At 70.4% G+C, this 22,925-nt stretch carries 23 protein-coding genes, 1 tRNA gene and 1 riboswitch; of the genes, 9 read left to right on the top strand and 15 right to left on the bottom strand.

Annotated features, from left to right (window positions below; all coding sequences use genetic code 11):
- Positions 1–288 precede the first annotated feature (288 nt).
- From ACFYQA_RS02290 to ACFYQA_RS02270, 5 genes are read right to left on the bottom strand one after another with little or no spacing between them, the layout of a single operon-like run.
- Positions 289–3,156, bottom strand: coding sequence for a DUF927 domain-containing protein (locus ACFYQA_RS02290; protein ID WP_388910409.1), 2,868 nt, complete (start codon positions 3,154–3,156; stop codon positions 289–291).
- The gene (locus ACFYQA_RS02285) at positions 3,153–3,383 is read right to left on the bottom strand and encodes a hypothetical protein (protein ID WP_388910407.1); all 231 of its coding nucleotides are present in this window, start codon (positions 3,381–3,383) and stop codon (positions 3,153–3,155) included. Before ACFYQA_RS02285 ends, ACFYQA_RS02290 begins: the two co-directional genes overlap by 4 nt.
- The gene (locus ACFYQA_RS02280) at positions 3,380–3,850 is read right to left on the bottom strand and encodes a hypothetical protein (protein WP_388910405.1); all 471 of its coding nucleotides are present in this window, start codon (positions 3,848–3,850) and stop codon (positions 3,380–3,382) included. Before ACFYQA_RS02280 ends, ACFYQA_RS02285 begins: the two co-directional genes overlap by 4 nt.
- Before the next feature lie 15 nt (positions 3,851–3,865).
- On the bottom strand, positions 3,866–4,180 hold the full coding sequence (locus ACFYQA_RS02275; RefSeq protein ID WP_388910402.1) for a hypothetical protein: 315 nt from the start codon (positions 4,178–4,180) through the stop codon (positions 3,866–3,868).
- Positions 4,177–4,497, bottom strand: coding sequence for a helix-turn-helix domain-containing protein (locus ACFYQA_RS02270; RefSeq protein ID WP_388910399.1), 321 nt, complete (start codon positions 4,495–4,497; stop codon positions 4,177–4,179). The genes ACFYQA_RS02275 and ACFYQA_RS02270 overlap by 4 nt, the downstream gene beginning before the upstream one ends.
- Before the next feature lie 251 nt (positions 4,498–4,748).
- Here ACFYQA_RS02270 and ACFYQA_RS02265 point away from each other — a divergent pair, with 251 nt between their 5' ends.
- The 3 genes from ACFYQA_RS02265 to xerC all read left to right on the top strand — a co-directional run bounded on the left by ACFYQA_RS02265 (position 4,749) and on the right by xerC (position 7,229).
- Positions 4,749–5,174: a helix-turn-helix domain-containing protein gene (locus ACFYQA_RS02265; protein ID WP_388910396.1), complete on the top strand. Its 426-nt coding sequence runs from the start codon at positions 4,749–4,751 to the stop codon at positions 5,172–5,174.
- A 129-nt stretch (positions 5,175–5,303) separates the two neighbouring features.
- Positions 5,304–5,558 (top strand): hypothetical protein, encoded by a 255-nt coding sequence (locus tag ACFYQA_RS02260; RefSeq protein ID WP_388910393.1) that lies wholly within the window; start codon positions 5,304–5,306, stop codon positions 5,556–5,558.
- 12 nt (positions 5,559–5,570) lie between these two features.
- The gene (gene xerC / locus ACFYQA_RS02255) at positions 5,571–7,229 is read left to right on the top strand and encodes a tyrosine recombinase XerC (protein ID WP_388910390.1); all 1,659 of its coding nucleotides are present in this window, start codon (positions 5,571–5,573) and stop codon (positions 7,227–7,229) included.
- 585 nt (positions 7,230–7,814) lie between these two features.
- Here xerC and ACFYQA_RS02250 read toward each other — a convergent pair.
- Complete coding sequence (locus tag ACFYQA_RS02250; RefSeq protein WP_388911127.1) at positions 7,815–8,000, bottom strand: hypothetical protein; 186 nt, start codon at positions 7,998–8,000, stop codon at positions 7,815–7,817.
- Between ACFYQA_RS02250 and ACFYQA_RS02245 the strand changes: the two genes are divergently transcribed.
- The gene (locus tag ACFYQA_RS02245) at positions 7,911–8,504 is read left to right on the top strand and encodes a LuxR C-terminal-related transcriptional regulator (RefSeq protein ID WP_388911071.1); all 594 of its coding nucleotides are present in this window, start codon (positions 7,911–7,913) and stop codon (positions 8,502–8,504) included. The genes ACFYQA_RS02250 and ACFYQA_RS02245 overlap by 90 nt on opposite strands.
- A gap of 28 nt (positions 8,505–8,532) precedes the next feature.
- Here ACFYQA_RS02245 and ACFYQA_RS02240 read toward each other — a convergent pair whose 3' ends face one another.
- From ACFYQA_RS02240 to ACFYQA_RS02210, 7 genes are all read right to left on the bottom strand, one after another.
- Complete coding sequence (locus ACFYQA_RS02240) at positions 8,533–9,726, bottom strand: NAD(P)/FAD-dependent oxidoreductase (RefSeq protein ID WP_388910387.1); 1,194 nt, start codon at positions 9,724–9,726, stop codon at positions 8,533–8,535.
- A 123-nt stretch (positions 9,727–9,849) separates the two neighbouring features.
- Positions 9,850–10,215 carry a hypothetical protein gene (locus ACFYQA_RS02235; RefSeq protein WP_388910384.1) on the bottom strand — a complete coding sequence of 122 codons (366 nt, stop codon included), beginning with the start codon at positions 10,213–10,215 and terminating at the stop codon, positions 9,850–9,852.
- 1 nt (position 10,216) lies between these two features.
- Positions 10,217–10,702 carry a TetR/AcrR family transcriptional regulator gene (locus tag ACFYQA_RS02230; RefSeq protein ID WP_388910381.1) on the bottom strand — a complete coding sequence of 162 codons (486 nt, stop codon included), beginning with the start codon at positions 10,700–10,702 and terminating at the stop codon, positions 10,217–10,219.
- A gap of 140 nt (positions 10,703–10,842) precedes the next feature.
- A complete protein-coding gene (locus ACFYQA_RS02225; protein ID WP_388910378.1) occupies positions 10,843–11,238 on the bottom strand; it encodes a hypothetical protein in 396 nt (131 codons plus the stop codon).
- Between the two features lie 211 nt (positions 11,239–11,449).
- On the bottom strand, positions 11,450–11,911 hold the full coding sequence (locus ACFYQA_RS02220) for a GNAT family N-acetyltransferase (RefSeq protein WP_388910376.1): 462 nt from the start codon (positions 11,909–11,911) through the stop codon (positions 11,450–11,452).
- Positions 11,912–12,047: 136 nt separating this feature from the next.
- On the bottom strand, positions 12,048–13,262 hold the full coding sequence (locus ACFYQA_RS02215; RefSeq protein ID WP_388910373.1) for a cation:proton antiporter: 1,215 nt from the start codon (positions 13,260–13,262) through the stop codon (positions 12,048–12,050).
- Positions 13,263–13,971: 709 nt separating this feature from the next.
- Positions 13,972–14,262: a DUF3040 domain-containing protein gene (locus ACFYQA_RS02210; RefSeq protein WP_388910370.1), complete on the bottom strand. Its 291-nt coding sequence runs from the start codon at positions 14,260–14,262 to the stop codon at positions 13,972–13,974.
- A gap of 751 nt (positions 14,263–15,013) precedes the next feature.
- On the opposite strand from ACFYQA_RS02210, the gene ACFYQA_RS02205 reads away from it, so the two are divergent.
- Entirely contained in the window at positions 15,014–16,018 is a 1,005-nt protein-coding gene (locus tag ACFYQA_RS02205) for a histidine kinase (protein ID WP_388910367.1), read from the top strand.
- The gene (locus ACFYQA_RS02200; RefSeq protein WP_388910364.1) at positions 16,015–16,725 is read left to right on the top strand and encodes a response regulator; all 711 of its coding nucleotides are present in this window, start codon (positions 16,015–16,017) and stop codon (positions 16,723–16,725) included. The genes ACFYQA_RS02205 and ACFYQA_RS02200 overlap by 4 nt, the downstream gene beginning before the upstream one ends.
- Positions 16,726–16,732: 7 nt before the next feature.
- Here ACFYQA_RS02200 and ACFYQA_RS02195 read toward each other — a convergent pair whose 3' ends face one another.
- Positions 16,733–18,124 carry a cation:proton antiporter gene (locus tag ACFYQA_RS02195; protein WP_388910361.1) on the bottom strand — a complete coding sequence of 464 codons (1,392 nt, stop codon included), beginning with the start codon at positions 18,122–18,124 and terminating at the stop codon, positions 16,733–16,735.
- 489 nt (positions 18,125–18,613) lie between these two features.
- Here ACFYQA_RS02195 and ACFYQA_RS02190 point away from each other — a divergent pair, with 489 nt between their 5' ends.
- The 3 genes from ACFYQA_RS02190 to ACFYQA_RS02180 all read left to right on the top strand — a co-directional run bounded on the left by ACFYQA_RS02190 (position 18,614) and on the right by ACFYQA_RS02180 (position 21,460).
- A complete protein-coding gene (locus tag ACFYQA_RS02190) occupies positions 18,614–19,747 on the top strand; it encodes a dihydrofolate reductase family protein (protein ID WP_388910358.1) in 1,134 nt (377 codons plus the stop codon).
- Between the two features lie 65 nt (positions 19,748–19,812).
- Positions 19,813–19,886: transfer RNA gene (locus ACFYQA_RS02185), tRNA-Met, on the top strand.
- Positions 19,887–20,253: 367 nt separating this feature from the next.
- Positions 20,254–20,411: riboswitch (cyclic di-AMP (ydaO/yuaA leader) on the top strand.
- Positions 20,412–20,422: 11 nt separating this feature from the next.
- Positions 20,423–21,460, top strand: coding sequence for a M23 family metallopeptidase (locus ACFYQA_RS02180; protein WP_388910356.1), 1,038 nt, complete (start codon positions 20,423–20,425; stop codon positions 21,458–21,460).
- A gap of 97 nt (positions 21,461–21,557) precedes the next feature.
- Here the strand turns inward: ACFYQA_RS02180 and ACFYQA_RS02175 are convergent, their stop codons facing one another.
- Positions 21,558–22,922: a PrsW family intramembrane metalloprotease gene (locus tag ACFYQA_RS02175; RefSeq protein WP_388910353.1), complete on the bottom strand. Its 1,365-nt coding sequence runs from the start codon at positions 22,920–22,922 to the stop codon at positions 21,558–21,560.
- Positions 22,923–22,925: the final 3 nt, after the last annotated feature.

Raw genomic sequence — 22,925 nt, 5'->3', positions numbered from 1 at the left:
ACGCACTGCGTACCGGCTGCGTACCGGCTGCGTACCGGGGGAAAAGAGGGTCTGACCTGCTGTTATGTCTCTCTCTAGGGAGAGTGGTACGCAGGTACGCAGAAACAGACAGGGGTCGATGTGTGCGCACACCCGCACGCAGGCACGCACGCACACCCACGCCTGAGGGGTGCCATTTCCCGGCGAGTGCGTACCACCCCGAGAACGGCACTCCGAACGCCGCTGACCTGCGGAGACGGAGGGCGGCGGGTGGTACGCACCTCGTGCGTACCACCCCGTTCGGGGCGCTCATGCCGCCTCGTCCTCGTCACCGAAGGGCATGCCCTTGGGGGTGAAGGCGAGGCACTTTGCGCGGGCGCCGTCGAACCGGCGGGGTACCAGGTGTGCGGGCCGCTGGCTCTTGAGGGTCTTGAGGTACTCGGAATCGACCCAGCTGCCCACGACGGCGTCCAGCGAGTAGTCGGCTTCCGCCAGGATCTTGCGGACGCGCTCGGGCAGCAGAGCCACCTCCACGACCCCCGCCTTGTCGGTCGACAGGACGCCCAGCCAGCCGGAGTACGGCGGCTTCTCGTTCATCGCCGCGCGGGTGGCGGTGAACAGCTCATGCGCGTGCCCGGCGACGTACTCCCGCAGGACGTCCAGCGCCATGTCGGGCCGGTTGTCCGTGGGGTTGTGGGCGGTGAACAGACCACGCCACACGTCGTGGCCCAGCGGCTCGTACGGCAGCAGCCCGGTACGGCATGCCAGCGTCTCGGCGAGCGCCAGGGCGGCCACCATGGGGGCGCGCCGGTTCGTCATGTCGCCGCCGCCGCGGAACTCTTCCACCAGCGTGCGGTGGTGCTCTTTCAGCTTGTCCCGGCCGTTGGGCTGAGCCAGGCCGCTGAGGATGTAGCGGATGAACTCCGGGCCCGCGTGCCCGTGGTGGGCCAGTACGCCCTCCCGGGCCGCAGCCGCAGCCGCGCCGCCGCCATCACCGAACGGGGCGATGGTCGTGCCCAGGATGCGGGCCGCCGCGCCCTGGCTGGTCGTGAAGCTCAGCGCTGGCCGCTCGCCGGAGGACAGAAGGATGGTCTCCCAGGGCAGCATGTTGCCGAACGCCCCGCCGGACCGGGCCTTCCCGTGGTTCATCGGGAGTTGGTAGAGCACCTCGTCGATGAGGCTGTCGTCCGTGACAGCCATCGTCTCGTCGAAGACGGTGACGATCCCGCGGACCAGGTTCAGCCGCTTCTCGATGGCGTACAGGGTGGTGCGCCAGTTCGACATCGCGCTGGCGTGCTCGGACGGGTCGGCCCACGCGCTGAGCGCGACCTGAAGGGCGGTGGTCTTGCCCTTGGTGGACCGGCTGGAGATGTCCAGCGTGAAGGAGTTCAGGCCGAGGGGCTTGAGCAGGGGCGCGGCGAGCGCCGCAGCGATGGCGACGCGCGGCACCGGGTAGCCGGCCAGCTGGGCGACGGTCTCCTGCCAGCCCTCCAGCGTCCCTTTCCTGGCGTGCGCACGGGCCGGGCCGCGCTGCTCCTCGAACGGCGTGTCCACCTTGATGCCGTCCTCGGGAGAGGAGACGAACGTGCCGTCGTCCTGCCAGCCCAGCCACCTGGCCAGCTGCTCGGACGGGATCCGCCCGAAGTTGGCTGCCTCGAACTCGGCCAGCCACTTCTCCACGGCCCGCGCGTCCCCTTCGACGGCCGGGAGGCCGGCAGACCCCAGGCTCTCGATCAGCTTCCGCCCGCGCTTCGCGGTCTCGCGGCTGACGATGCGGGAGATACGGCGAGGCCGCCCGAGGCTGCGGTCGATCCAGGACAGCTCTACGTACTGGTCGCCCTCGGGGTCCTCGAACGTGGCTGTGATGACCAGCGGCGCGAACGTCACGCGCAGCCAGTTCTCACCGCTGGTGCTGAGCACCTCGACCCCACGTCCTGTGACCCGGTAGTCGTAGGGAGTGCGGACAGTGGCGGGCAAGCCGAACACGTCGGCGTAGTCGAATCCCTTGGGGTCGCCCTCGGCATCGACCGAGAGGGGTTCGTCCTTCGGCTCGTCTGCAGTGGCCTCTTCCTCCGGCGCCGGAGCCGCGGGCCCGGGGGCCGGAGGGGTGTTGGCGGGGCGAGTGCCGATGGCTGCCAGGTGGCGGCTGCCGTAGCCCTGACGGGCAAGTTCCCGGGCGGCTGCCTTGTGGTCGCCGCTGTGGTTCAGCAGGGCGTAGGCGCCGAACTTGCTGTAGGGGACTTCGGACTGGAACTCACTGCCCGTGGCGAACACCCACAGGCGGTCGTGCTCGTCGCGTCCGGTGGTGGCCTTGACGCCGCCGACCCCGTCAGCCCATCCCCACTGCGTTTCGGTGCCTCGGGTCGTCAGCGGGCGGAAGACGCCACGGAGGATGTCCTCCCACGTAGCGCGGGCTTCGTAGTCGTCGCCGGGCCGCAGGGTCCCGTCAGGGCGGGGCGGGGCCGGGCGGGGAGCCGTCTTCGCTGATTCCGGCAGGGGCATCGCGTCGAAGGCCCGGCAAAGGGCATAGATCGCGTCGAGTTCTTCCGGCTCGACGACCGTCATCGTGGCGGGACCGCCAGCGATCCGGGTGTACGGCTCACCGCTCGGGTGCGTGGAGCCGTGCGAGGGAGCGACGACGACGAAGCCGCCTTCGCCGCGCGTCTCGATGAGGACCCGCACGATCTTCGTGCCGGGCTTCTCCGCGACGCGCTGCCGCTCCTCCGGGGTGTACTCGTCCTCTCGGGCAAGACGCCGTGCCAACTTGGTGCTCGCGGCGGCGGGCCTGCCCTTGACGACGACCTTGTAGTGGACGCCACCGGAGGGAGACCGGTCAGCCCATCCGGTCGTGACTGCTTCCCAGAGGTCACCGAGCTGGCTGTTGCGGGCCAGATCGGTGACCTCTTTGAGGAGTCCCTCCTTGATGGCCAGGCCCTCGAACTCGATGAGTTCGACGTTGCCCGAGACGGCGCCGGTGACGACGCCGATGCCGGTGCGGCGGCCGTCACCGAACCAGCTGTCGTGGTCGTCAGGGGTGGAACGGTCGACCTTGTACGGGGTCCAGCTACGGACGTCTGGAGCCTTGGTGCCGTCGTCTCGGACGGGCAGGACGCACAGGCCAGCGTCGTGCAGCTCGCGAGCAGATGCCCGGAGGTCGGTGGTCTGTGAGTCGGTCAACGGGTACTCCCGTGGTGCTGGGCCAGGTGCTGGGTCTTGATGTCGTCCACGAAGGGCTTCACGCCGGGGCCGAAGACGGGGCCTTCCTTGGGCTGCGGGCAGCCAGGGCGGAGGCACTCGTAACGGGCGCGGACGTTCTCCATGTCGACGATCAGGAGGCCGTGGAAGGGTGAGGCGGGGGCCGCGCGGCCCGGGGTGTCCCGGGCCCGCGCGGCAGTGGCGGTCAACGGTCCGCCTGGGTGCGGGAGAACCAGGTGTCGACGTCCTCGACATAGCCAGCCGCGACGGAGGCCTGGAAGTCGGCGCTCAAGCGCTCTTCCTCTTCCAGCTCGGCGATGGCTGCGCGCAGCTTCGTGAGGACGAGACGGGGTCCCAGTGCCTGGGGGACGATGACGAGTCCGCCGGTGGCGTTCCAGACGACGTGCAGCTCGGTGGGCTGGTCGGCGGCGCGCGTGGTGTGCAGCGTCAGGCAGTACGAGTTGCCGAGGGCCCTGATTTCCTCGCGGGCGAGCGCGTCGCTGACGGAGTCGAGGACGGCGGTCGGGTCCCCGCGCTGGGCGATCAGCTGACCGACGTAGTCGAGGAATTCGGCGACGGGCGGCTCGGCGTCCTGCTTCGCCAGCTCGATGCTGGTGATGGCGCGCATCACGGCCGCGCTGGGCGACGGTGTGCGGGGCGTGGGAAGCTGCTTCACGAGCTGCTCCGTTCTCTACTTGCTGGTGTGGGCGGGCTGCTCGGTAGGCGCCCCCGGCTGGACCCCGGGGGCGTCGTCGTTGGTGGCCGCTGCCGACTGGACCTCGGCAGCGGCGAACTGGGAGAGGCCGAGGAAGGCGACCAGGTCCGCTTTCCGCACGCGCTTGGCGCGGCCGAACTCGAAGACCTGGATGGGGAACTCGTCCTGGCGGATCAGGCCGTAGCCCGTGCCCTCGCTGATGTTGAGGGCCGCGAACGCGGACTTCACCGGCGGCATCGCGGGCAGGGCCAGGACCTGCTCCGGGGTCAGGGGCTCCATCGGGGCGGTCACACGGCCTCCTTCTGCGGCTGGGCCGGGATGAAGGACCGGCCGGAGCGCTCCATCGGGATGAAGAGGACCAGGAGGTCAATGCCGAGGACCGCGGCTATCGCCTTGGCCTTGTCCTCGGGGACCAGGCGCTGGGTGCCGGACATGAGGGCGCCGATCGTGCCGTGTGCCACGCCGGACTTGGCGGCGAGTTCGCGGCTGGTGACGGCTTCACCGGTGCCGGTGCGCTCCATCAGGAGCTTGAGTCGGTCGTTGCTGACGACCGCGTACGGGATGGGCGGGGCTTCGTTCACGTTCACCTCGCGGAATGCTTTGTTCATCGCACTGAATGTCGATGGGTGGAGCATTCCATGGGCTGAACGGTTTGTCTAGTCGACTGAACGCTGGGGGCGTGCGGCTGTAATCAGTCAATGACCCCGCGCGACCTGGCGTGATCGGCTCACGTACTGAACAATCCGTCCAGTGAGTGAAATGAACGACTCGGCTGACCTGCCCGTATGTCCCAACGGGCTGCACAGACCCTGAACGACCCGTGAATACCTCTGACCACAGGAGTGGCAGGATGACCCCCATGGCTCCCAATGACACGCCACCGAGCGGAACGGCACATGACCCTGAACAGCGCACTCAGTTCGCGGACCTCGTTCGCGCGCGTCGAGCCGAGCTGAATGAGGGTCTGAACGCTTTCGCCGAGAGGGCTGTTGACCCCGTTTCAGGGGTGCGGGTGAAGCGTGGCTGGATCTACCGCCTGGAAACGGGGCAGCCAGTCACGCCGCCCGCTTTTGAGGAGTTGCGCGCGCTCGCGGAGGCCTGTGGGCTGCCCGTGGAGGCGCTGCAGGATGCGGCCGGCAGCCAGTTTCACGGGGTTGACCCGCTCAGCGGTGGATCGTCCGAAGCGACCGCGTACGTACGCAAGTTGGACCGGTTGCCGGCGGACCAGCGGGAGCGACTCCTCCGGCTGATTGACACATTGGTGCCTCCGGATTCCCCCGAATGAGGAAAGTATTCCCCCTTGCGTCACACCGGGTGACAGGTGTGAACGGCCTGTAGACCTCTGTTGCTGGTGATGCGATCATGTGCGGACCTGCGGGCCGTAACACATTGGTCCAGGATGTCACTCGAACGTGTGACCGAGGAACGGGGAGGCTGCATGGAGGCAGGGCGCGGTTCAAGACAGCGAGTTTGGTACTTCTTCAGCGACGACTTGCCCGAGGACGAGATCTTCATGCCCATACGTAACGAGCATGGGCTGGCGTTCGCCGTACGTCCCAACAGCGGAATGGATCAGGCGATGCTGGACCGACTCAACGAAGCCGCAGATCATGTAATAAGCGTGGGTCTCGCACAGCTGAACATCAGCCAGGGCAAGCCCCCTGAGTGAGAGGAGCGTCCCATGCCGTCAGCACGCCGGGCAGGCAGCATCTACCGACGCTGCGAGTGCCGCGGCGAGGACGGCAAACTGCTGGGCACCTCGTGCCCCAAGCTGAAGCGCAAGAACCACGGCACCGTCGCGGTCCGCCAGGAACTACCGCCGGATGCCGAGGGGAAGCGTAGAACGTGGAGACGCACCGGATACGGCAGCGTCGCGGAGGCCCAGGGCGACCTCTCCCGCCTGCAGGCCATTCTTGACCTCCCCGGTGACGATCCTGCTGAACAGCAGCGCGTGGGCGATCTACTCGTCGACATCGCCCGGCGCCGAGCTGACATCCCACAAGCCTCCGAGGTCCAGCGACGCCTGGGCGTGGGCGTCCCGCTCGACGGTCAGACCACCATGGCCGACTGGCTGGACCGGTGGATGGCCGGGAAGAAGACTCGGAGCACGACGACCGCGGGCTATCGCTCGCACATCAAGGTTCACCTGAGGCCACGCATTGGGCACTACCGCTTGGACCGACTGAACGTCGGCCATGTCCAGGAGATGTTCGACGCCATCGCCGATGAGTCGGACACGATCCGTGCGGAGAACACGGCCCGCCGAGAGCAAGAGGCACGCTCTAAGTGGTCCAAGCCTGGGCGGCCACCGGCGAAGGAGCGAGAGCGCCTAGCTGTTGAGCGCGAGCGCCTGGCCGCAATGAAGCCGTACCGGAAGGCCAATGGCCCGGCCACGCGGCACGCCATCCGCCGGACCCTACGCACGGCGCTGAACGCGGCGATCGCTCAGCAGCTCATCACCTTCAATGCGGCGAAGCACGTCGAACTCGGCTCCAGCGCGCGCCCCAAGGGACTGCTGTGGACGGCCGAAAGAGTCGCGCGGTGGCGGGAGTCGGGTGTGGCTCCCAGCCCGGTGATGGTCTGGAGCCCGGAGCAGCTGGGCGCGTTCCTCGACGCAGCCGAGGACCACTGGCTGTACGCCTTCTTCCACTTGGTCGCCCACCACGGCCTGCGCCGCGGTGAGGGTGTGGGCGCGGACTGGTCACACGTGCACCTGGACACGGACCCGCCGCGCATCGACGTTCTGACAGAGATCGTGGTGGACGGCTGGACGCCGATCGAGACCGCACCCAAGACGGACTCCTCCATGGCGTCGGTGGTGCTCGACCGGGAGACCGTGACCGTGCTGCGCGAGCACCGCACCCGTCAGGACGCCAAGCGTGCCGCACGGATGAAGGCCGGGAAGTCGTGGGCCGACACCGGCAAGGTCTTCACCACCGACGACGGTAGCTGGCTGCACCCCGACGTCGTCAGCAAGGAGTTCAAGCGGATCGTGGCGGCGGCCGGCCTGCCACCCCTCAACCTGCGCGACCTCCGGCACGGCGCGGCCGCGCTGGTGAAGGCTGGCGGCGGCGACATCGACGACGCGAGCAAGAAGCTGCGGCACTCCACGATCGTGCTGACCGCCGACACCTACATGGCGCTGTTCCAGGAGTACGAGCAGGACCTGACGGAGCGCGCGGCGGCCGCCGTGCCGCGCGCTCGGCGCGGGCGTGGAGCGGCCCCTGGTGCGAGCGTTGTGCCGCACCAGGGGCCGGGCTCAGCGACGCAGCCAGCAGACGCTGATGATGATGACTCCACGGTACGGGCCAGCACTGACAAAAGGGAGCCCTCGGCGTAGAATCGGGGACAGGAAAAGGGCCTCCGACCTGCGGGTCGGAGGCCCTTACTGCTGGCCCCGTGCTGGCCCGAACGCCACACAACACGCTGATGCGCGGTGGGGTGAGATGGGGTGAGCGACGTTCGGTGAGCGAAACTGAGGTGCCGCTGACCTGCACTCCTTGGGGCGCGGCGGGGTGAGCAGAGCACGGCGGGGTGAGATGCCATGGGCGCTCATCAGACTTTTAATCCATTGGTTGTGGGTTCGAGTCCCACAGGGCCCACCGGTGGTAGGCGGGGGATATGGCATCTGACCTGCTACGCAGCGTCCGAGTCGACTTTGGTCGGGTCGGGCGCTGCTTCGTTTTCGGGCCCTTGCATTCCTTGCTCCTGGCGGACCCTGTGGTCTCCCAGGACTGCGATGTTCATGCTGCCGAGTGCGATCGAGTTCGCGCTGCCCTCCGTCTTCGGTTCGGACTCGTAGGGGTCCCACGCCACCGCCGGACACGCTCATCGGTACACAGGAGGGGCTTCGGGCGCTTGCCGGACTCCAACTCGACGTGGGACGCAGGATTGAAGGTGATCGCGATCCCATGGGCGGTCCGGCTCAGGGAGCGAGTGAGAAGTAGCTCTCCTCCTCCTGGCTGAAGTGCGGGCGGAGAACGGAAGGGAGCCCGTCCAGGCAGGCGCGCAGGTCGTCGGTTTGTGTGTTCGGTGCGGGGTGGAGCTGGTGTTCCTCCGCGTATTCGTGGGGGAGCAGCCGGGTGGTGACCAGGTGGTCGACGTGGTGCACGGCGGCCGGCATCAACGCGATCTGCTCCCCCACGCCCGACGCGCGGTCGCCGCGGACCCGGCCCTGGCCGGGGTGCGCGTCGTCATCCTGACCAACTACGGCCTGGACGAACACGTCTTCAACGCGCTGCGCGCCGGCGCCGCCGGATTCCTGGTCAAGGACATCGTGCCGGAGGACTTCCTGCACGCCGTACGCGTCGCCGCGCGTGGCGACGCCCTGCTGGCCCCGGCGATCACCCGCAGGCTGATCAACCGGTACGTGGACCAGCCGCCCCTCACCGACATCGGCCCGGGGCTGAAAGAGCCGACCAGCCGCGAACGCGAGGCCGTCGTTCTCGTCGCGCGGGGCCTGTCCAACGATGAGATCGCGGGCCGGCTGGTGATCAGCCCGTTGACCGCGAAGACCCATGTCAACCGGGCCATGGCCAAGCTTCATGCCCGTGACCGGGCCCAGCTGGTGGTCCTCGCCTACGAATCCGGCCTGGTGGCCCCACGCGACTCGTGACGTCGGCGACACGCCTCTCGGGGCTGGTTCAGGGGGTGGCCGGTGCCTTGACCGGCCCGGTCCGCAGGAGTCGTTGGCGGTTGGGGCCTCCTGGGACGCGGTGCAAGCTGTACGAGCCGGGCTTGCGGGCCTCGTCGGACAGGTGCTTGATGATCCCCCTGCACACGAACTCCTTGAGCTTCGCGCCGGGGCGGCCGGCGATGTGGAACCCCACCGCCACGTCGTACCGGTGGGCGAACTGGAAGATGCCGCCGCGTCGGCCGAGGCTGATGCACTGGCCGGCGAACACCTGGTTGAGCGTCGACGGCTGCTCACCCGCGATCCGGCTGAGCACCGTGTCGGCGGCCCGCGCGCCCAGCGGCATCGCCGCCTGGCAGCTCATCCGCAGCGGCAGGTCCGAAGGTGCCGCCGAGTCCCCGGCCGCGACGATGCGCGCGTCGTCCACGCTCGTCAGCGTCTCGTCCGTGAGCAGTCGGCCCAGGGCGTCGGTGCTCAGCCCGCTGCGGGCAGCCAGGTCCGGCACGCCGAATCCGGCGGTCCAGACGGTCACCTTGCTCGGCAGCTCCCGGCCGTCGCCGAGCCGTACGGTGTCGCGCGTCACCGCCGTCACCTTCGCGTCGGGGCCTTCGAGTACGGTCGCCCCGAGCGCCGCCAGCCGCCCCGCCACCGAGCGCCGGCCCCGGGGATGCAGGTAGGGGCCGAGCACCCCACCGCACACCAGGGTCACGGCGTGGCCGGCCTCCGCCAGTTCGGCGGCGGTCTCGATGCCGGTCGGCCCGGCTCCGACCACTGTCACCGCGGCCGCCGCGGGAGCGGCCTCGATGACCGGCCGCAGCCGCTCCGCCGCCTCCAGCGTGGCGATCGGGTGGGCGAACTCGGCCGCTCCGGGCACACCCGGGTCGGCGCTGCCGCTGCCCACCGCGTAGATCAGGTAGTCGTAGCCGACCGTGCCGCCGGCCGCCAATGCCACGCCGCGCCCGGCCGCGTCGATCCGGGTCACGGTGTCGACCACCAGCCGGACGCCGTCGGCCAGGACGTCCCGGTAGTCGACGACCGCGTCGTGGGATCCGCCCACCAGCTGATGCAGGCGGATCCGCTCGACGAAGTCCGGGCGCGGGTTGATCAGGGTCACTCTCACGTCGTCGCGCCGCGTCAGGCGGTTGGCCGCCATGACGCCGGCGTATCCGCCGCCGATCACGGCCACGTGGGTGTTCTCGGTCATGGTGTCTCCGTCGTCTCAAGGGCTCGACCGTTTCCAGGGGGTCGACCTCAGGACACCGCCTGATCGGTCGCTGTGACAGCGGGCCGACGGGGCTACGGAGGGGCGGCCGGTTCCTGGTGCGGTTCAGTCGCGGGCGAGGGACTGTTCGATGAGGTGGACGGTGGCCCGGGGGTCGTCGACTTCGAGGATGAGCCGGTCGTAGTGCTCGGCGTCGGCGAGCTGGATGACGATCGCCTTGTCCGGGTTCTTCACGTCCCAGAACAGCCGTTCACCGTCGCGGCGGAAGCGGCCTGCGGTGATCAGTCCGGGAAAGTGCGTGCCGCCGACCTTGACGCCCTTGGGTTCGCGGGCGATGCCGGGGTCGTGCGTGGCACCGCGTATGTGGGCGAGGGGGATCTCCAGGCGGCTGCTGAATGTCCAGAGCTTGTCGAGGCCCTGGAACTCGGCGGTCAGCAGGCCTCGTTCGCGGTCGATGGAGATCAGGGCCATGTCAGTGCTCCTTGGGTGCGGTCGGCTGGGCTCGCAGCCGCAGACGGGTGCCGAGGACGGTGGAGGCGAGCCGAGGGGCGTCGTCCCCGTGGGAGGGGCGCAGGGCGTTCTCCAGTGCCGTGATCCCTTCCGCGACCAGCGCGGCGACGTCCGGGTCATGGGGTGCGCGTTCGGCGGCGGAGAGGAGCAGGAGCCCGGCTGCCGGACCGTTGTCGTACGACGCGATGGCCGCGGCCAGGGCCTGCCCGGGGTCGGTGAGAGTGGCGATGGCCGCGGCGGCCGGGTGGATCTCGTGGTCGAGGTGTGTGCGGAGAGCGGTCAGATGCAGGCTCCGTTTGGAGCCGAAGACCTTGTACAGACTGCCCCGGTGGATGCCGGTGGCCGTGACCAGGTCGTCGACCGAAGTGCCCTCGTAGCCGTGGGTGGCGAAGAGGACGGCTGCGGTACGGACGGCCTGATCGGTGTCGAAGGCGCGTGGTCGTCCCATGTCCATGACCGTACGGGATTAAAGAACGATCGGTCAAGAACGATCGTTCTTTAATGGATGGCCGGGCGGACGGGTGGAGGGGCGGGTGAGCGGCCGAGTGGTGGATGAGGCGTCGGGGGCCGGTGACCTCACGCTCCGGGTTACGTCGTGAGGCGGCGGTAGGCCGCGCGGGCGTGGGCCAGGCGGGCGGCGGTCGTACCGGCGACGGTGGCCGCGAGCAGGCAGCCGAGCCAGAGCGCGTCCCTGGAGCCGGTCCAGGTGAGGGTGCCGGCGGGCGGTATCGCGAAGCCGTTGAGGAACAGCCAGCACAGGGCCGTCGTGCCGGGGGCCGCGGTGAACCGCGCGCACACGCCGAGGACGGCGGCGAGCAGGGACAGGGCCGCCAGCGTGAGCCCGGGGCGGTCCGGGCCCACGACCGTGTGGGACAGGAGCACCACCGTCAGTGCGCCGCCGAAGGCGCCGGCCCATATCAGCGGGGTGGCGACGGGCTGTGGCACCGGCCTCGGACCGGTGCCGAGGGCGATCCACTCGACCATGCCGACGCTCCCCTTCCAGCGGTCCCCTTCCGGCGCTCCCCGGTGCCGGCCCGGCAGGCGGGGCCGGCCGGTCGTCGGCGCGCCCGGACCTCGACGGGTGAGGAATGAATACCGAGCCGATTTTCGCACCGCCGGGGCCATCGGGCCGAGGGGCCGACACCGATGGCCGAATTCCGGTGGCTTCCCCACGATGGTGTCGAGCGGCGCTGTTTCAGCGCTGGATGGTGACGATCATCTGCGGCAGCACTCTGCCGGCGATGGAGCCGGAGGGGACGTTTCCTGTGCGTACTGCGCCCATCGCGCGGTAGAAAGGCTCGGCATTCGGGTCCGCGTCGATCGTGAGCCGGGTGAACCCCAGGTCTCGTCCGGCGGCGACGGTGCTTTTGAACAGCAGGCTTCCGATTCCCTGTCCGACGGCCCGCGGCTCGACGAACATCATGCCCAGAACGCCTGTGGGGGGTTCTCCTTCAAGAGTCGTGAAACCCAGGATGTGACCGTCTCTGTCAGCGACCATGGCTCGTCGGCGTGCGACCTCGTTCGCACCGACGGTGAGCTCGTCCCGGCATGCTTCCAGGAACTCGGCGTCATAACCCCAATGTGCCTTGGACCGCAGGGCCAAAGCGCTGAGCATCTCGGCTTCCGTCGCCCGCGCGGACCTGATCGACACGTGCATCTACGTCCCCCGGTCGGATGTGGGTCTCTCGATCTTCGCACCCTGCAGTCGTGCGGGAGAAGTACGCGATGGCCTCGTCCCGACGGCCGATCCGTTCCCGACGGGCCGGTTGCCCGGCCCTTCGCCGTGTCGGCCGTCAGCCGCCCGCGTGGGCCGGTTCCGACTGGCCGACCGGGGTGGTGTTCTGCGGCTTGTCCGGCGGGCGGCGGGTGAGGCGGCTTGCCAGCGGTTCGGTCCAGCGGGCGGTGAGGGGGCCGAGGATGACCAGGATCAGGACGTACGCCGTGGCCAGCGGGCCGATCCGGGGTTCCGTGCCGACGGCGAGACCGGCGATGACGATCGAGAACTCGCCGCGCGCCACCAGCGTGCCGCCGGTACGCCAGCGGCCCTTGGACGGGATGCCCGCCCGGCGGGCGGCCCACCAGCCGGTGGCGATCTTCGTCAGCATGGTGACGACCGCCAGGGCGAGCGCCGGGAGCAGCACCGGCGGGATGTCCGCCGGGTCGGTGTGCAGCCCGAAGAAGACGAAGAACACCGCCGCGAACAGGTCCCGCAGCGGGGACAGCAGGCCGTGCGCACCCTCGGCGACCTCCTCGGACAGGGCGATGCCGACCAGGAACGCGCCCACCGCGGCCGACACCTGGAGGTGCTGGGCGACGCCCGCGACCAGCAGGGTCAGCCCCAGCACCACCAGCAGCAGCATCTCGGCGTTGTCGGAGGAGACCGCGCGGCTGACGATGCGTCCGTGGCGCAGGGCGATGTAGAGGACGGCGCCGACGGTGCCCAGGGAGATCAACAGGGTGACGCTGCCACCCGCGAGGCTGACCCCGGCCAGCAGGGCGGTGAGGATCGGCAGGTAGACGGCCATGGCGAGGTCTTCCATGACCAGGACGCACAGGACGACCGGTGTCTCGCGGTTGCCCGTGCGCCCGAGGTCGCCGAGCACCTTGGCGATGACCCCGGAGGAGGAGATCCAGGTGACTCCGGCGAGGGCGACGGCGGCGACCGGCCCCCAGCCCAGGAGCAGCGCGGCGACGGCGCCGGGGGCGGCGTTGAGGACGAAGTCGACGGCACCCGAGGGGTACTGGGTCTTGAGGGTGGTGACGAGGCTCGACGCGCTGTACTCCAGCCCCAGCATCAGCAGCAGCAGGATGACACCGATCTCGGCGCCCGTGGCGACGAACTCCTCGCTGGCCTGCAGGGGCAGGATGCCGCCGTGGCCGAAGGCGAGCCCCGCGAGGAGATAGAGGGGTATGGGGGAGAAGCCCACCCGTCCGGCGAGACGGCCCAACAGCCCGAGGGCGAGGATGATCGCTCCGAGTTCGATGAGCAGGGCGGTGGTGTTGTGCACGGGCGTCTGACCTCCGTGGATCGTTGCGGTGTCGGCGTCTGTGCCTGATGGCTGGGTGCCGGAACGGCGGGTGCGGTGCCTGGTGGAGGTTTCCGGGGCCGGGTGCCGAGGTGCCGAGGTGCTGAGATGCCGGGGCGCCGAGGTGCTGGGTCTCGGGGTGGGGTGGGGTGGGGGAACGGGTCGCCGGGGTGAGCTGGGTGTGTCCCCTACGGGGTGGGCAAGTACCCGCGGGCCCCGGGCCGAGTGGGCCGAGGAAGCGGGTGCGGAACGGGCTGCGGCCCGGGTGGGAGCCGGTGGCGCTCGCGGCTGGTGAAGGGCGGGCGCGTCAGCGCCGGGGACGACTGCTCGGGCGGCAGCCGGCGCCGCCGGTATCCGGGACGCCGTCGCGGGCGGCGTTGTCGACACGTACGGGGATCACCCGGCCCATGTCACGCCCCCGTTCTTCTTCTCATCGGTTCAACCGGTCGGCGACGCCCAGCAATCGGTACGCGGCACTCAGGACACGGCGCACTCGGTACACCGCACTCAGTGCCCAGTACTCAACGCGCAGAGTTCAACGCTCGATGAAAGAGCGGAACGCTGCTCAACGGAGCGTAAGCGCTTGGTAAAGATTTTAGCGCACCCCAAACCGGGGTGCGCTGGGAAGAACGTCGCATGACATGGCAAAGCGACGGTGCGTGAAGGGAAGTGATCCCGGCGGTCCGCGCTCTCAGCGGGCCGAGTGCCGCTCCCGGCCGCCCCTCTGCGGCGAGTACGGATCGAACAACTGTGCACCGATTCCGCTGAGCACCAGACCTGTCGCGATGAGCAGTCCGTCGGGCATGATCAGGCCGATGGTCAGCAGGACGAGGCCGCTCCCCAGCACCCACCAGGCGCGCGCGCGTCGGTACTCGCGGGGCCGGGTGGGCCGCCCGCTGGACATCGAGCGGGCGAAATGCGGGTCGTCCTGCTCGATTCGGGCCGCGAGATCGACGAGGCGCTGGTTGTCGGACTGGGGCACGTCTCCTCCTTCCCGAACGGTGGCAGCACGGTGAGACGGCCGACCGCCACCTCCGAAGCAACGCCTCCGGGCGTCGGTACCGTGGCAACCGACGCCGGGGCGGAAAAACGAAACGCCGGCCCTCAAGAATCTCGACACTCCGCCATCGGGCCGACCCTGGGAGTTTGCCCATGCGCCGAGGTCATCACCCGCCCGGTACGGGGTGATTCGACGGGACGGGCGTGCGTCCATTTCAAGGGTCGCCCGCCCGGGGGTCAGCGACCATAGGGGGCAGCCCTCATCTTCGTGGGGGACCAAGCTGTACGCGGGCCGGCCGGACACCGCACACCCACGGGAAAAATGGGGACTGTCACGGATGGCGCACCGTCGGACCAGCACTCACGCTGGGCCATGACGGCCCGCGCCCGCGCCCCCGGTAGCGCGGGCCGCCGAAAGCTCCGCGGCACGGCAGCCTACGACAGCAGGGCCGACCCGGGCTGCACCCCTGCCGGGCAGCCCCCTGTTGTGGGGGTGCTGTCCGCCAGGCGGTCCCAGGAGAGCAGGGCCCGGGAGGCCGGGCCCGGGAGGCCGGGCCCGGGAGGCCGGGCCCGGGGTGGGGGCGGACTCGGGGCGGGGCCGGGTCACGGCGATATCAGGGAAAGATCAGGGCGGCGGCAGGGCAGCACTACCGCGGCGCCGGGGCATAAGCACGGTAGAACGGTCGTACGACGACGGACGGCTCCGGAGAAGCACGGTGAGGAGGTGGTACTGGGTGCCACTGTTCTGGCGGATCTTTTTGCTGAACGCCGTCGTGCTGATCACGGCCACCGTCCTGTTGCTCGGACCGGTCACCGTCTCCACCCCGGTCCTGCTCACCGAGGCCTTCGTGCTCACCGTGGGACTGGCCGCCATGCTCGGTGCCAACGCGCTGTTGTTGCGCGTCGGCCTCGCCCCGCTGCAGCGTGTCACCCGCGCCATGTCCACCACCGACCTGCTGCGCCCCGGCCAGCGCCCCGAGGTCGCCGGGCGCGGGGAGATCGCCGAGCTGATCAGCACGTACAACACGATGCTCGACCGGCTCGAGGACGAGCGCGCCACGAGCAGCGCCCGCGCCCTGTCCGCGCAGGAGGACGAACGCCGCCGGATCGCCCAGGAGCTGCACGACGAGGTCGGTCAGAGCCTCACCGCCGTCCTGCTCCAGCTCAAGCGGGTCGCCGACCACGCCCCGCCGGAGCTGCGGGAGGAACTGAGCCTGGTGCAGGAGACCACCCGGGGCAGCCTGGACGAGATCCGGCGCATCGCCCGCCGGCTGCGCCCCGGAGTCCTGGACGAACTCGGGCTGGGCAGCGCGCTCAAGGCACTCACCGCCGAGTTCGGCGGTCCCGGCCTGACGGTCCAGCACCGTCTCGCCCCCGACCTGCCCGACCTGGGCCCGGAGGCCGAACTGGTCCTCTACCGGGTGGCCCAGGAAGGGCTCACCAACATCGTCCGGCACGCGAACGCCCACCGCGCGGAGGTCGCCCTGCGCCGCTCCCCCACCGGAGTAGAACTGCGCGTCCAGGACGACGGCCAGGGCATCGGCGCCGCGTCCGAGGGCGCCGGCATCCTCGGGATGCGCGAGCGGGCCCTGCTCGTCGGCGCCGACCTCGAGGTGGGCCCGGCCGCGGGCGGCGGGACCCGAGTGCGCCTCGCTGTCCCTGTCCCCGTGCGGGGTCCCGCGCCCGTGCGGACCCTGCCGCCCGTGACCACCGCCCCCGACCGGAAACACCGAACATGACCGAGCCCGGCCCCACTGGCACCCCCGCTGGCACCCCCACTGGCGCTGAGAGCGGCAGCTCCCTGACGCGCATCCTCCTCGCCGACGACCACGCACTGGTCCGCCGAGGAGTGCGCCTCATCCTCGACGGCGAACCGGACCTGACCGTCGTCGCCGAGGCCGACAACGGTGCCGAAGCCCTCGAGCAGGCCCGTATCCACGGACCCGACCTGGCCATCCTCGACATCGCCATGCCCCGCCTGACCGGCCTTCAGGCGGCCCGTGAGCTTTCCCGCACCCTGCCGCAGACGCGGATCCTCATTCTGACCATGTACGACAACGAGCAGTTCTTCTTCGAGGCGCTGGGCGCCGGTGCCTCCGGTTACGTGCTCAAGTCCGTCGCCGACCGTGACCTGGTGGAGGCCTGCCGGGCCACCATGCGCGGCGAACCGTTCCTCTACCCGGGCGCCGTCAACGCCCTCATCCGCAACTATCTCGAACTCGCCCGGGACGGCCGGAACCTGCCCGCGAAGGCCATCACCGACCGCGAGGAGGAGATCCTCAAGCTGGTCGCCGAGGGGAACACCTCGCAGCAGATCGCCGACCTCCTCGTCATCAGCCCCAAGACCGTGGAGCGCCACCGCGCGAACCTGCTGGCCAAGCTCGACCTGAAGGACCGGCTGGAACTCACCCGGTACGCCATCCGGGTGGGGCTGATCGAACCCTGACGGGCTCTCACCGAACCCTGACCGAGTGCCGTTTCCCGTACGGTCGATGACCGGTCCCCATGCGTTCGGTGCCCGCCCTGTGCGGCTGGCGCTCGGCTTCGGCGGGCTCCCGGTCGGGCACGGGTCCGGCATCCAGGCTTCCGTCGGGCCCCGCGTCCAGGTCCGGGGGGAGCCCCGTGCCGGATGAAGGGCCGGTGTCCGGGTCGGTTCCGGTGTCCCGGGACGAGCCTCGGTCGGGCAGCCGGGCCTGGACGGCGCGCAGGGCGCGCGCGAGCAGGTGGGACTGCTTGGCGAGCACCGGACCGAGTACGGCGAGGACGAGGACGTATCCGGCGATGAACGGTGTGAGCCGGTCGTCGAGCCCCGCGCCGGTGGCCATGGCGGCCATAATCAGCGCGAACTCGCCGCGGGAGACGAGCGTGGTGGCGATGTCGGCGCCGTACCGGTACAGGCGGGCCACCAGAAGGCCCGCGATCAGGTTCATCGCGAGGGTGAGCGCCACCGCGACGGCCACCGGACCGGCGACGGAGGCGATGTCCCCCGGGTCGATGGCCAGCCCGAAGGCGAAGAAGAAGATCGCGGCGAAGGCGTCCCGCAGGGGATGCACCAGAGTGCGGATCCGGGGCGCCGCGGGGGTACCGGCCACGATCAGACCGACCATGAACGCACCGATGGCGTCGACGACCCCGAGCACCTCGGAGACACCCGCGACGAAGATCGCGGTCCCGAGGAAGGTGACGACCAGCAGCTCGTTGTCGCGTACGGCCATGATCCGGCCGAACAGCCGGGTTCCGTAGCGGGCGGCGATGGCGAGCACCATCAGGAAGCCGAACGCCTTGGACGCCTGGAGCTCCATGTCTCCGAGCCCCTGGGCGCCGCTGAGGACGGGCTGCAGCGCGGCGAGGTACAGCGCGAGGAAGATGTCCTCGACGACGGTGACACCGAGGATGAGGCGGGTCTCGGGCCGGCTGATGTGGCCCAGCTCGATGAGGATCTTCGTGACGATCGCGGAGGACGAGATGCCGAGCACCCCGGCGAGCACCAGGGCCTCCCGCGCTCCCCAGCCGAGGGCGAACCCGAATCCCAGCCCCGCGCCGACGTTGAGCGCCAGGTAGATGCCACCGGCGCTGAGGAGCTGTTTGCCGCCCCGTCTCAGGTCGTCGAGGTGGAACTCCAGGCCGAGGTAGAAGAGCAGCAGGACGAGACCGAGTGCCGACAGCATCGAGAAGTCGTGCGCGTCCTCGACCAGGACCAGGCCGGGCGTGTGCGGGCCGAGCAGTATGCCGGCGAGCATGAACAGCGGGATCGTCGGCAGCCCGATCCGGCTGCCGAGACGGGCCAGGAACGCCGCGGCGAGGAACGCGCCGCCCATGGCGAGCAGGGTGTCGGCATGTCCCACGGGTCACCACCACAGCACGGGGACGGAGGGGGAAATGATCGACTGACCCGAGTGGGGAATGCTTCTTCGTGTTGGTGGGGGTTCTCCGCCATACGGGGCTGCGGCCGGTACACCCACGGGTCCCGAGGGGTTACGGCCTGTGCGTCCCGGGACCGTGGCCCGGGGGTTTCTCAACGCTCACATCCGACCCCCGGCACTCGCCATCCGTGACGCCACCAAACGGGATGGCGGACGACACCCACGGGGCATGGGGGGAAGGTCCTCATCGCGGGCCGGTTGTCGGACTCGGCGAGTCACCGCGTTTCCACGCCGTACGGTTCGCGCCGTACGGTTTCGCGCCACGTGGCGGTGGCACACCGTACGGCTTCCCTCCGCGCGGGGACACACCGGGTGCAAGACTCTCTGCGCCGGCCCAGTCCGGCCCAGTCCGGCCCAGCTCAGTCCAGTCCAGCCCTGTCCTGCCCGCCGTCCCTGTCAGGAGCGCCGTCGATGCCCCACCCGTACGTCCTGCTGTCCGCCGCCGTCTCGCTCGACGGGTATCTCGACGACACCGGCCCCGAACGGCTGCTGCTGTCCGGTCCGGAGGACTTCGACCGGGTCGACGAGGTACGGGCGTCGGTCGACGCGATCCTGATCGGCGCCGGCACGATCCGCGCCGACAACCCCCGGCTGCTGGTCAACGCGCCCGAGCGGCGTGCCGCCCGGGTCGCCGAGGGCCGCCCCGCATACCCGCTGAAGGTCACCGTCAGCGGCTCGGGCGACCTGGACCCGGCGGCGCGGTTCTGGCACACCGGCGGCGCGAAGGTCCTCTACACGAGTGACAAGGGTGCCGAACGCGCCCGCGCGCACGGCATCGCCGCCGACATCGTGCCGCTCGGTGCCGAACTCGACTGGCGGCGGCTCCTGACGCACCTGTACGACGCGTACGGCGTCCGGCGGCTCATGGTCGAGGGCGGCGGTCTGATCCACACCCAGCTCCTCACCCAGGGCCTCGCAGACGAGCTCCAGCTGGTCCTCGCCCCGCTCTTCGTCGGGGACCCGGACGCCGCCCGCCTCTTCGGCCCCGGCACCTACCAGGGCGGCCGGCTGCGGCTGTCGGAGACCCGCCCCATCGGCGACGTCGTCCTCATGCGCTACGAGCCCACCGCCCCCGGCACCGGCCCGCTCCCGGTGGCCGCCGACCACCACTGGCTGGCCCTCGCCTGTGAACTGGCGGACCGGTGCCCGCCCTCGGAGACGGCGTTCAGTGTGGGCGCGGTGGTCGTGGCGGCCGACGGCACCGAACTGGCGCGCGGCCACTCCCGCGAGGCCGGCGACCCGACGGTGCACGCCGAGGAGGCCGCCCTCGCCAGGATCGACCCCGCGGACCCGCGGCTCGCGACCGCCACCGTGTACTCCAGCCTGGAACCCTGTGCCCGCCGCGCATCCCGTCCGGAGCCCTGCGCCCGGCTGATCCTGGACGCGGGGGTACGGCGGGTGGTCACCGCCTGGCGGGAGCCGGACACCTTCGTGGCGGGCGCCGACGGCAGTGGCGTGCTGGCCGCGGAGGGTGCCACGGTCGTCGTTCTGCCGGAGCACAAGGAGGCCGCCGAGGCGCCGAACGGCCATCTGACCGGCCGGTGACGGAGGGGCGGCGGGCATGTGTGTGCGGAGTGCCCCGCGGATGCCGTATGCTGGTTACACAACGGCGCGGGGTGGAGCAGCTCGGTAGCTCGCTGGGCTCATAACCCAGAGGTCGCAGGTTCAAATCCTGTCCCCGCTACTGAAGGTCGAGGGCCGGAATCCGAAAGGGTTCCGGCCCTCGGTCGTTCCCGTTCCCCCTTCTCGGCCCAGGACCCGTCTTCCGGGTCTTCCGGCGGAGGTTTCGAGAACGCGTCCCCCGGGCAGCCCTTCCGCACCGATGTCACGCCAGGTGATCGGGCCACCGCGCTGCGCATAACGACTGACGTGTCGTCAGGTCCAGTGTGACGAATGAGGGGAAGTCAACTCGCCCGTTTTGAGGTGGTCGTGGCGCTTAAGTCTGTGCGGAATCGTTAACGATCAAGAGGAACGGCTTGGAATACGAGCCCTCCGTCTATTAACGTTCGATAACGCAGCGCGGTCGTCCCAGCCGTCACACGAGTCGGCTCCGTGCGCACGCGCCGAATCCCGCAAGGGAACCGGGGAACCAACACCTTGGGGTGAATCGTGCGGATGCCCCCGTGGAGACACGGGCGGTATACGCGCGTAGGAGACCTTCCTGCTCCGAACCCGTCAGCTAACCCGGTAGGCGAGAAGGAAGGAAAGGAGTGCGCCCACGTGGCGTCAAACCGGCCTGCTCCTGAGGCCCCCTTCATGCCGAGCCAGCGCGACAGCGAGACCTTCGGCTACGGCAGCATCCGCACCGACGAGGGCCCCTTCGAGGAGTGGAACCCCACCGCGGAGTCCCTTCCTCCCGTGCGCGGCCGGCATCGCGTCGGCAAGCAGCGCGGTGGAGGCCTCGCCCGTAGCTCCACCGTCCTGGGCGTCGGTGTCATAGCCGCTGTCGCCGGTGGCGGCATGGCCAGCGCCCAGACCGGCAAGCCGCCGGTCTCGATCTCGATGCCGGACCTTCCCTCTGTCGGTTCCCTCATCTCCGACGAGGAAACCCCCCAGGGCTCCGCCACCCCGCTCAGCAGCATCGGCACGGTCGCCGACGAGGCCGAGCAGGGCGGCAGCACCTCCGACGCCGGCGAGGTGCTGCGCGCCCGGATCATGGCCCAGGTCGAGCAGCAGCAGAGCCAGGCCGAGGACAAGGCCGCCGCCGAAGCCGTCGCCAAGGCGGAGAAGGAGGCCAAGGAGCAGGCCGCCGCCGCGAAGAAGGATGCGGAGGAGAAGGCCGCCGCCGCCAAGGAGAAGGCGGAGGAGGAGGCCGAGAAGAAGGCCGAGGCCGAGCGTCTTGCCAAGCTGGCCACGCAGTACGCGCTGCCCACCTCCTCGTACACCATCTCCTCGACCTTCGGTCAGGCCGGCGCCTACTGGTCCTCCGGCCAGCACACCGGTCTGGACTTCGCCGCCCCCACGGGCACGCTGATCAAGGCGGTCCACACCGGCACGATCACCTCCGCCGGCTGGGACGGCTCCTACGGCTACAAGACCGTGCTGACCCTCGACGACGGCACCGAGGTCTGGTACGCCCACCAGTCCTCCATCAACGTCAGCGTCGGCCAGCAGGTCAACACCGGCGATGTGATCGGCCGTGTCGGCTCCACCGGCAACTCCACCGGCGCCCACCTCCACCTGGAGGTGCACACCGGTGGCTCCGGCTCGGGCATCGATCCGCTGGCCTGGCTGCAGTCGAAGGGCCTCACCGTCTGAGACACCGGCCCCCGGCCGGTTCCCGCGTGCTCTCGCAGCCACAGCCCCGGCAGTCCCGACGACGACCCCCCGACGTCAGGACTGCCGGTCCGGCGTTTCAGGGGCGGTACGGGTACACGTACGGATTCGGCCCGGACGCCGGGTACCCGGGGTGCGCGGGACAGGCGGGGTTCACGACGCCGTACGCGCCGTGCCCCCCGTACACCGGCCAGGGCGGGGCGGGCGGCGCGGTGACCCGGGCCGCGTGTTCCAGGGCCGGGCGGGCCGTGTCGCGGCGCCGCCACAGTTCCCGTAGCAGCTCGTGCTCCCGCGCGGTGAAGTCCGTGCCCGCGCGGCCGCGGCGCCCCCGGTGCCGCAGGAACGCCAGCGACGTCGCGTACGCCCCGTACTGCGCCACCGCGCGGGCCGCGGCCCGGCCGCCGTGCCCGCGCGCGTACCGCAGGGCGACGCGCCGGGCCCGCATCGAGCCGAGCGCGTAGGGCTGGGCCGGGGTCAGCCAACCCGCCCTGACGTAGGTGGGCAGTTCCTCCCGCACGGTCCGCAGCTCGCGCTGCCGGGTCCACACCACCAGCCAGGTCAGCAGGCCGAACGACGGAACCATGAACGCCGCGTACACGGCGAAGAAGCCGTACTCGCCGAGGGTCGAGGAGACGTTCCACAGCGCGTGCATGCCCATCGCGAGCAGCAGGCCGCCGAGCGGGAGCAGGAAACGCACCGGGCGCCGCCGCCCGGTGGCGAGCGCGGCCGTCCCGAAGCCGATGCCGGTGAGGACCGTGAAGAGCGGGTGCGCGAACGGCGACATGACGACGCGGACGAAGAACGTCGCCGCGGTGACGGAGGAGACGCCGCTGCCGCCGATGAGCCGGTCGGTGCCGAAGGCGGTGCCGAGGTAGAGGATGTTCTCGGTGAAGGCGAAACCGGTGGCGGTGACCCCGGCGATCACCACGCCGTCGAGGATCGTGGTGAAGTCGCGTCTGCGGAACAGGAAGACCAGCAGGACGGCGGCGGCCTTCACGGACTCCTCCACGACCGGGGCTATCACGATCGCGCCGAGCGTGTCCGCGCGGGACGGGTCGGCCGTCTCCGTCGCTATCCACCGCGTGGCGAAGCTGTTGGCGACGATCGCCATGAGCGCGGCGGCGCCGGCGCCCCAGGCGAACGAGAAGACGAGGTTGCGCCACGGACCGGGTGCGACCCGGTCCAGCCAGCGGAACGCGGCGACGAGCAGCGGCACCGGCAGGACGGCGAGGCCGAGGCCGACCAGGAAGCCCTCCGTACCGGTCTGCTCGCGGACCAGGCCCAGGATGACCAGGCCCGAGAGCGCGAGGAGGGCGGTCGGCGCCCCGTGGCGCACCCAGGGCTGCTGCCACCAGTGCGCGTGCCGCCGGGAGGGCCCGTCGGCCGGCCCCGCGGGGCCGGGGACCGCACCGGGCTGTGTCGGGTACGGACGGCTGATGGCCACAGC

The organism is Streptomyces sp. NPDC005774 (genome assembly GCF_042871645.1).
Classification (GTDB): Bacteria; Actinomycetota; Actinomycetes; order Streptomycetales; family Streptomycetaceae; genus Streptomyces; species Streptomyces pratens.
The sequence above is the reverse complement of the archived record's forward strand: the minus strand, read 5'-3'. Positions and strand labels throughout refer to the sequence as shown.